Here is a 6,034-nt window from a genome sequence, read left to right on the forward strand (position 1 = left end):
TCTCAGGATAGTACCAAGCAACGGATGGCATGTACGGCCGCTCGCGAGAGCGGAGCTCAATCAGGTAGGTGCGCCGGTCAGTATTGACCACCAGGTTGGTCTCGATCGAGGCTCGGGTCGGCTTGACCAGGATATGGACGCGCCGTGTGTCGCCGCTCCCGCTCTCGGTATCGCCCACGACCCAGCGTACGGTATCTCCGGCCGCGATCGGCCCTGATCCCGTCAAAAGTTCTCCTTCCTCGAGCGCGATATCCGTGATCTGCCCCGGCGCGGCGTAAATCTGATAGAGCGCCCCAGGACTGTAGGCGTAGATTTGCGCTGCGTTGAAATACCCTCGCTTGCGCGGTTCGACCCGGGCCGCGCTATTTGCTGTCTCAACCCGGCTCACAGGTTCAGCGTCTTCCTTCCCTCCCGACTTGCCGCCGAGAGCCGGCTTCCAGAGGGGTGGAATGTGAAGCGGTCGCGATCTGTCGTCGAGAGCCACCGGCGTAGCCGGTAACGGAGGCACTTCGGCGTCATAGCTGATCTCCGGAGGAATGTAGGTCGCGCACCCACCGAGCGCCGAGGAACCAAGCAGGAGAGCAAACAAAACTGCTCGCTTCGCGGTCAAGAACGCGGGCCAAGTGGGACCGATCCCGCAGTCCGGGGCGGGGCGCTTCGAATAAACGTCAAACGGCGTCTTGGTCACTGACTCAACTCCTTTGACCAGTTGATGGCGCGGACGTAAACGCCAAGGGGATTCTTGCGCAGGCGTTCGGCATCGCGGGGCATCTCGATCACGATGGTGAGAATTGCGGTCCAGCGTTCGGTCGAGCTCAGCGAACCGTTGTCATAGGTGCGCTGGGTCCATGCGACCCGAAAGCTTTCCGACGACGCGCGAATGACGCTCGAGACGTCGACGGAGATTTGCGCCTTACCGAGCTTGGCAAAGGGGTCATTGTTCCGCGCGTAGTCGTTGAGCGCAGCGGCGCCGCGATCGGTCGTAAAATCATAGGCCCGGAGCCAGTTTTGGCGTAGAACGATGCCGTCGGCCGGCAGACCTCTGACATCCTCGATAAAGCGCGCCAGATGGTAGGCGATCTGCGCATCAGTCGGTTGATAGTCGAAGTTGGCCGGCGCAACCCTCTGGGCTTGGCCAAGATGGTCGACTTCGACCACCCAGGGCGTGATCGACCCATGGCTTGATTGCCAGACCAACCCACCAGCGAGACCGGCTGACAGTATGAGACAACCGAACGCCATCAGCCGCCAGTTTTTGGCTTGCACGCGGGCGGATCCAATGCGTTCGTCCCAAACTTGGGCTGCTTTTTGATAAGGCGTGATCGGTTCGGGCATGCGCCCGTAGTGAACTAATGGTCGTTTGATCATTGATGATTGCCCCTGAGATCAAGTGATCGGCTTTGAGCCGTGTAGTGTCTGGGTTTGAGGCGCTGCCGCGTGGCGGGTGGCGAAAGTGCGGTGATGCGTCTCAGCGCTCTCCTTCGGACAAATCGACGGAGGAGCCGCTGCCACCATGATCGCCCGAGCGGACGTGACCAGCAGCCGAGGCACCATGCCGAATAGTCTCGGCGCGCTTCATGCGGCGCGCCCAATCGGGCAGCCCTTCGGCCGAAGCGCTTGCGGCCTGCTCGCCAGCTTGCTCGCCCCCGAAGGCAGCCGCTGCACGACGCAATGGACTCATGGCAGCCGAGCTGCCCGCCTCAGCGACGCCAGCAAGGCCGCCGCTTCGATAGGCGGCTGACGCTCCCCTTATGACAGCGCCACCACCGCGCGCGGCGCCCGCAATCGCGCCGCCAGCGAGACCAACACCGCCGGCGGCAAGACCCGCGCCCGCCGCAACAATGCCACCGGCAGCAAGGCCTGTTCCAACCGCGGCACCGGCACCGAGCTGAGGCCCACCCGACACCAGGCCGTTGGCGATTCCAGGACCGAAGATGCCCAGGCCAAGCAAGGAGAGCGCCGCAAGGACCAGGGTCATCGCGTCTTCTATGGTCGGCTGATTGCCACCAAAGCCAGCGGTGAACTGCGAGAACAAAGTCGAGCCGATGCCGACGATGGCGGCCAGGACCAAGACCTTGATCCCTGAAGAGATGACGTTGCCCAAGACCCGCTCTGCCGCGAAGGCTGTCTTGCCAAACAACCCAAAGGGAATGAGCACGAAGCCGGCCAGCGTCGTGAGTTTGAACTCGATCAGGGTGACGAAGAGTTGGATCGCCAGAATGAAGAAGGCGAGCAGCACCACGATCCAGGCAAACAGGAGAACGACGATCTGGACGAAATTCTCGAAGAAACTGATGTAGCCCATCAGATTGGAGATCGAATCGAGCAGCGGTCGGCCAGCGTCAAGTCCGACTTGAGCGATCTTTCCCGGCCGAAGGAAGTCCGACGCGGAGAGACTTGCGCCTGATGCTTTTAGCCCAAGGCCGGCAAAGCTCTCGAAAACGATGCGTGCCAGACTGTTCCAATTACCGATTAGATAGGCAAAGACGCCTACAAAGAGCGTCTTCTTGACGAGGCGCGCGACGATGTCTTCGTCCGGCCCCCAACTCCAGAACAACGCAGCAAGCGTGATGTCGATCGCGGCAAGGGTCGTTGCGAGATAGCCGACGTCGCTACCGAGCAGGCCGAAGCCGTTGTCGATATATCGCGTGAACGTTTCCAGGAATTGGTCGATAATCCCCGTACCCGTCATGGCTTGCTCGCCTCAGGTGTCGCCGGTAGCAGATATCCCTGCGGGATCCGGCTCTGATCCTTTGGGGCCGGCGCCAACGCAGCGGCGGGTTCTTCTTGGCCACGAACCGCGGCACCAGATTTCTTGGCCAAGAAGCGTCGCCGGTTTTCGGCCCAGACCTGCCTGCAATGCTGATAACCTGCCGTTTCCTCCGCAGTGACGCTGCGGCAGCGTGCGAGGTCAGAGCTGGTTGCATCTGTCGTCTGCGCGGCCTTCGGCAGCGCGGGCTGCTCGTCACCACCGCGAAGCTGAATCGTGCAGGCAGTGACGACCAACACGCCGATTGTCGTAAGCAGCGACAACGCCTTGAATGCCCTTATGTCCGTCATCAGTGGAACATCTGTACGTTGGATGACTGATAGCCCTGTCCCGGAGTCAGGAACCGACGAAGCTGTTCTCGTCCCTGATCCTGGGCCGAGGCGCGCTGAGCCGCTTCAAGGCTCTGCGCCCGACCTTGCGCCGTCACGACGGCGGTGAGGTCGGCGAGCTGCTGCGCGTTCAGCGCGAGAATCTGATTGCCAGCCTGCGTTGCCTGCAGCGCGCCGCTGGCACCCTGGCTTGACGTTACGAGCGCGGATGTCTGGATGCGATTGGTGTCGAGGTTGCCAACAATGCCCGCCTGGACGCGAAGCGCGTCTTGCGTTGCGGCATAGGAATTCTGCCAACGTGACTGAGCGTTGGAGATCAGCAACTGGTTCGATTGGCTGCTGGTCGCTGGCGCGTAACTTGTCGAGAAGGCATGATCAATCTGCTGAACGTCGTAGGCGATCCGCTGGGCCTGGGCCAGCAATTGCTGGGTCCGCTGGATCGATGATTGCAGTTGCTGCAGCGATGAATACGGCAGGCTTGCCAAATTCCTTGCCTGATTGATCAGCATCTGTGCCTCGTTCTGCAACGAGGTGATCTGATTATTAACCTGCTGGAGCTCCCGCGCGGCCGTCAGGACATTCTGGACGTAGTTGGTGGGGTCAAAGACGATCAGCGCCCGTGCAGGCACCGTGACGCCAAGCAGCAGCGCGAAGGCGGCCGTGGTCGCCAATAGGCCAAGAGGTCTCATTGCGATTTCTCCAGATTGACGAGGTTGGGGATCAGGTCGAGGGCCCAGGCGACGCCGCGGTGCTGGAGCCAGGCGGGCACGAAGCCGTCAGGTCCATGTTCGGCAAGGAGCTGCGCGATGGCTGCCTGGTCTGTCTTGGAAGAGGCTGCGGTGAAGGCGAGCGCAACCTCACCAAGGCCAAGTTCGAACATCCGGTTGCCGCGACGAGACTGGCAATAGTAGTCGCGCTTTGGCGTTGCCCGGCTCAGAAGTTCGATCTGGCGATCGTTGAGTCCGAAGCGGCGGTAGATGGCGGTGATCTGCGGTTCGATCGCCCGTTCGTTCGGCAGCAACAGGCGCGTCGGGCAGCTTTCGATGATCGCCGGTGCTATCGCGGAGCCATCAATGTCAGAAAGCGACTGTGTGGCGAAGATGACGGACGCGTTCTTCTTCCGAAGCGTCTTCAGCCATTCCCGGAGTTGCCCCGCAAAATCCTCGTCATCGAGGGCAAGCCAACCTTCATCGACAATAAGGAGTGTAGGCCGGCCGTCGAGACGGCCCCCGATGCGATGGAAGAGGTACGACAGCACGGCCGGCGCAGCACCCGTTCCAATCAAACCTTCGGTCTCAAACGCCTGGACCGAGGCTTCGCCAAGGCGCTCGAATTCGGCGTCGAGCAAGCGCCCGGAAGGTCCGCCGAGGCAATAAGGTTGCAAGGCGCGTTTCAGAGAGTTCGATTGGAGCAGGACTGACAAGCCCGTCAGGGTCCGCTCCTCCCTCGGCGCCGAAGCGAGAGATGTCAGTGCCGACCACAGATGATCCTTGACCTCCGGGGTGATCTCGACCTTTTCCCGTGCCAGGATCGCGCCGATCCATTCCGTCGCCCATCCGCGCTCGGAAGGATCCTCAATCCAGGCCAGCGGCTGCAGGGCGACGGGGTTTTCGTCCCCGTCTGACAATGCACCGCCGAGATCATGCCAGTCGCCACCCATGGCGAGCGCAGCCGCCCGAATTGAACCGCCGAAGTCGAACGCAAAGACCTGAGAGTTCGGATAACGGCGGAATTGCAACGCCATCAGAGCCAGCAAAACGGATTTTCCGGCGCCGGTCGGGCCCACCACGAGGGTGTGGCCGACGTCGCCGACGTGGAGAGAGAATCGGAAGGGCGTCGATCCCTCAGTCTTGCCAAACAGGAGTGCCGGCGCCTTGAAGTGCAGATCCCTCGCCTCACCGGCCCACACGGCTGACATCGGAATCATATGGGCGAGGTTGAGCGTCGAGACCGGTGGCTGCCGCACATTCGCATAGACATGTCCCGGCAGGCTACCGAGCCAGGCTTCGACAGCGTTCACCGTCTCGATCATGCAGGTGAAATCGCGGCCCTGAATGACCTTCTCGACCAGCCTCAGCTTTTCATCGGCAGCGTTGGGATCTCGGTCCCACACAGTGAGGGTGGCCGTAACAAAGGCTTGTCCGATCTGATCCGACCCCAGTTCCTGCAACGCCGCGTCGGCGTCGATCGCCTTGTTGTGGGCGTCGGTATCGAGCAGCGTCGACGCCTCGTTGGTCATGACCTCCTTGAGAATGGCGCCAATGGATTTTCGCTTGGCGAACCACTGCCGCCGAATCTTGGTCAGCAGCTTGGTGGCATCGGTCTTGTCGAGCATGATTGCGCGCGTCGACCAACGATACGAGAATGCCAGGCGATTCAGGTCGTCCAGGACCCCCGGGGTCGTCGCGCCCGGAAAGCCGACAATCGTCAAGACCCGCACGTTCGCTGAACCCAGCATCGGCTCAAGCCCGCCGGTCAGTGGCTGGTCGGCCAAAAGCGCATCGATGTACATGGGAATTTCGGGCACGCGAACGCGGTGACGCTTAGTCGAGATCGTCGAGTGCAGATAGGTCAGCGTGGCCTGATCATCGAGCCAGGCGCAATCCGGCATGAACCCTTCGACGAGTTGCAGCACGCGGTTGGTTTGATCGATAAAGCCGCGCAACACCTCCCGGGCATCTGCTCCAACGGTGCGGTCGCGACCTTCATAGAGCAATCGCTCCGCCTTAGCCGCTCCCTCCTCCGGCGGCAGATAGAGGAAGGTCAGGAAATAACTGGACTCGTAGTGGGCACCTGCCTCCTCGAATTGCGCTCTGCGTTCGGCATCGACCAGCGCAGACGCGACATCCGGAAAGGCGTTTGGAGGATAAGTGCCCGCAGAATGACGCTGCTCCTTAACGAACACGCCCCAGCCTGATCCGAGGCCACGCAAGGC

Annotated in this window: 6 protein-coding genes; all 6 read right to left on the reverse strand. The window is 61.5% G+C overall.

The genetic code is table 11. The annotated features are described in order from the left end of the window. Positions 1-634, reverse strand: a 634-nt coding sequence (locus KAY22_RS22895; RefSeq protein WP_296625486.1) for a TrbG/VirB9 family P-type conjugative transfer protein, incomplete at its 3' end; no start/stop codon positions are given. Between the two features lie 50 nt (positions 635-684). Further along, the gene (gene trbF / locus KAY22_RS22900) at positions 685-1,368 is read right to left on the reverse strand and encodes a conjugal transfer protein TrbF (protein WP_006018735.1); all 684 of its coding nucleotides are present in this window, start codon (positions 1,366-1,368) and stop codon (positions 685-687) included. Positions 1,369-1,468: 100 nt separating this feature from the next. After that, a complete protein-coding gene (gene trbL, locus KAY22_RS22905) occupies positions 1,469-2,692 on the reverse strand; it encodes a P-type conjugative transfer protein TrbL (RefSeq protein WP_006018734.1) in 1,224 nt (407 codons plus the stop codon). Beyond that, positions 2,689-3,060, reverse strand: a complete 372-nt coding sequence (gene trbK-alt, locus KAY22_RS22910) for a putative entry exclusion protein TrbK-alt (protein WP_006018733.1) — start codon at positions 3,058-3,060, stop codon at positions 2,689-2,691. The genes trbL and trbK-alt overlap by 4 nt, the downstream gene beginning before the upstream one ends. Then, positions 3,060-3,788: a P-type conjugative transfer protein TrbJ gene (gene trbJ, locus KAY22_RS22915; protein WP_006018732.1), complete on the reverse strand. Its 729-nt coding sequence runs from the start codon at positions 3,786-3,788 to the stop codon at positions 3,060-3,062. Before trbJ ends, trbK-alt begins: the two co-directional genes overlap by 1 nt. Then, positions 3,785-6,034, reverse strand: a 2,250-nt coding sequence (trbE, locus tag KAY22_RS22920) for a conjugal transfer protein TrbE (protein WP_296625485.1), incomplete at its 5' end; no start/stop codon positions are given. The genes trbJ and trbE, both read right to left, overlap by 4 nt.

The organism is Rhizorhabdus sp., from assembly GCF_018006725.1.
GTDB lineage: Bacteria > Pseudomonadota > Alphaproteobacteria > Sphingomonadales > Sphingomonadaceae > Rhizorhabdus.

Bases quoted from the DNA above. Each gene is read 5' to 3' on its own strand.
- trbL (WP_006018734.1), bottom strand. From the start codon at position 2,692: ATGACGGGTACGGGGATTATCGACCAATTCCTGGAAACGTTCACGCGA.
- trbK-alt (WP_006018733.1), bottom strand. From the start codon at position 3,060: ATGACGGACATAAGGGCATTCAAGGCGTTGTCGCTGCTTACGACAATC.
- trbF (WP_006018735.1), bottom strand. From the start codon at position 1,368: ATGATCAAACGACCATTAGTTCACTACGGGCGCATGCCCGAACCGATC.
- trbJ (WP_006018732.1), bottom strand. From the start codon at position 3,788: ATGAGACCTCTTGGCCTATTGGCGACCACGGCCGCCTTCGCGCTGCTG.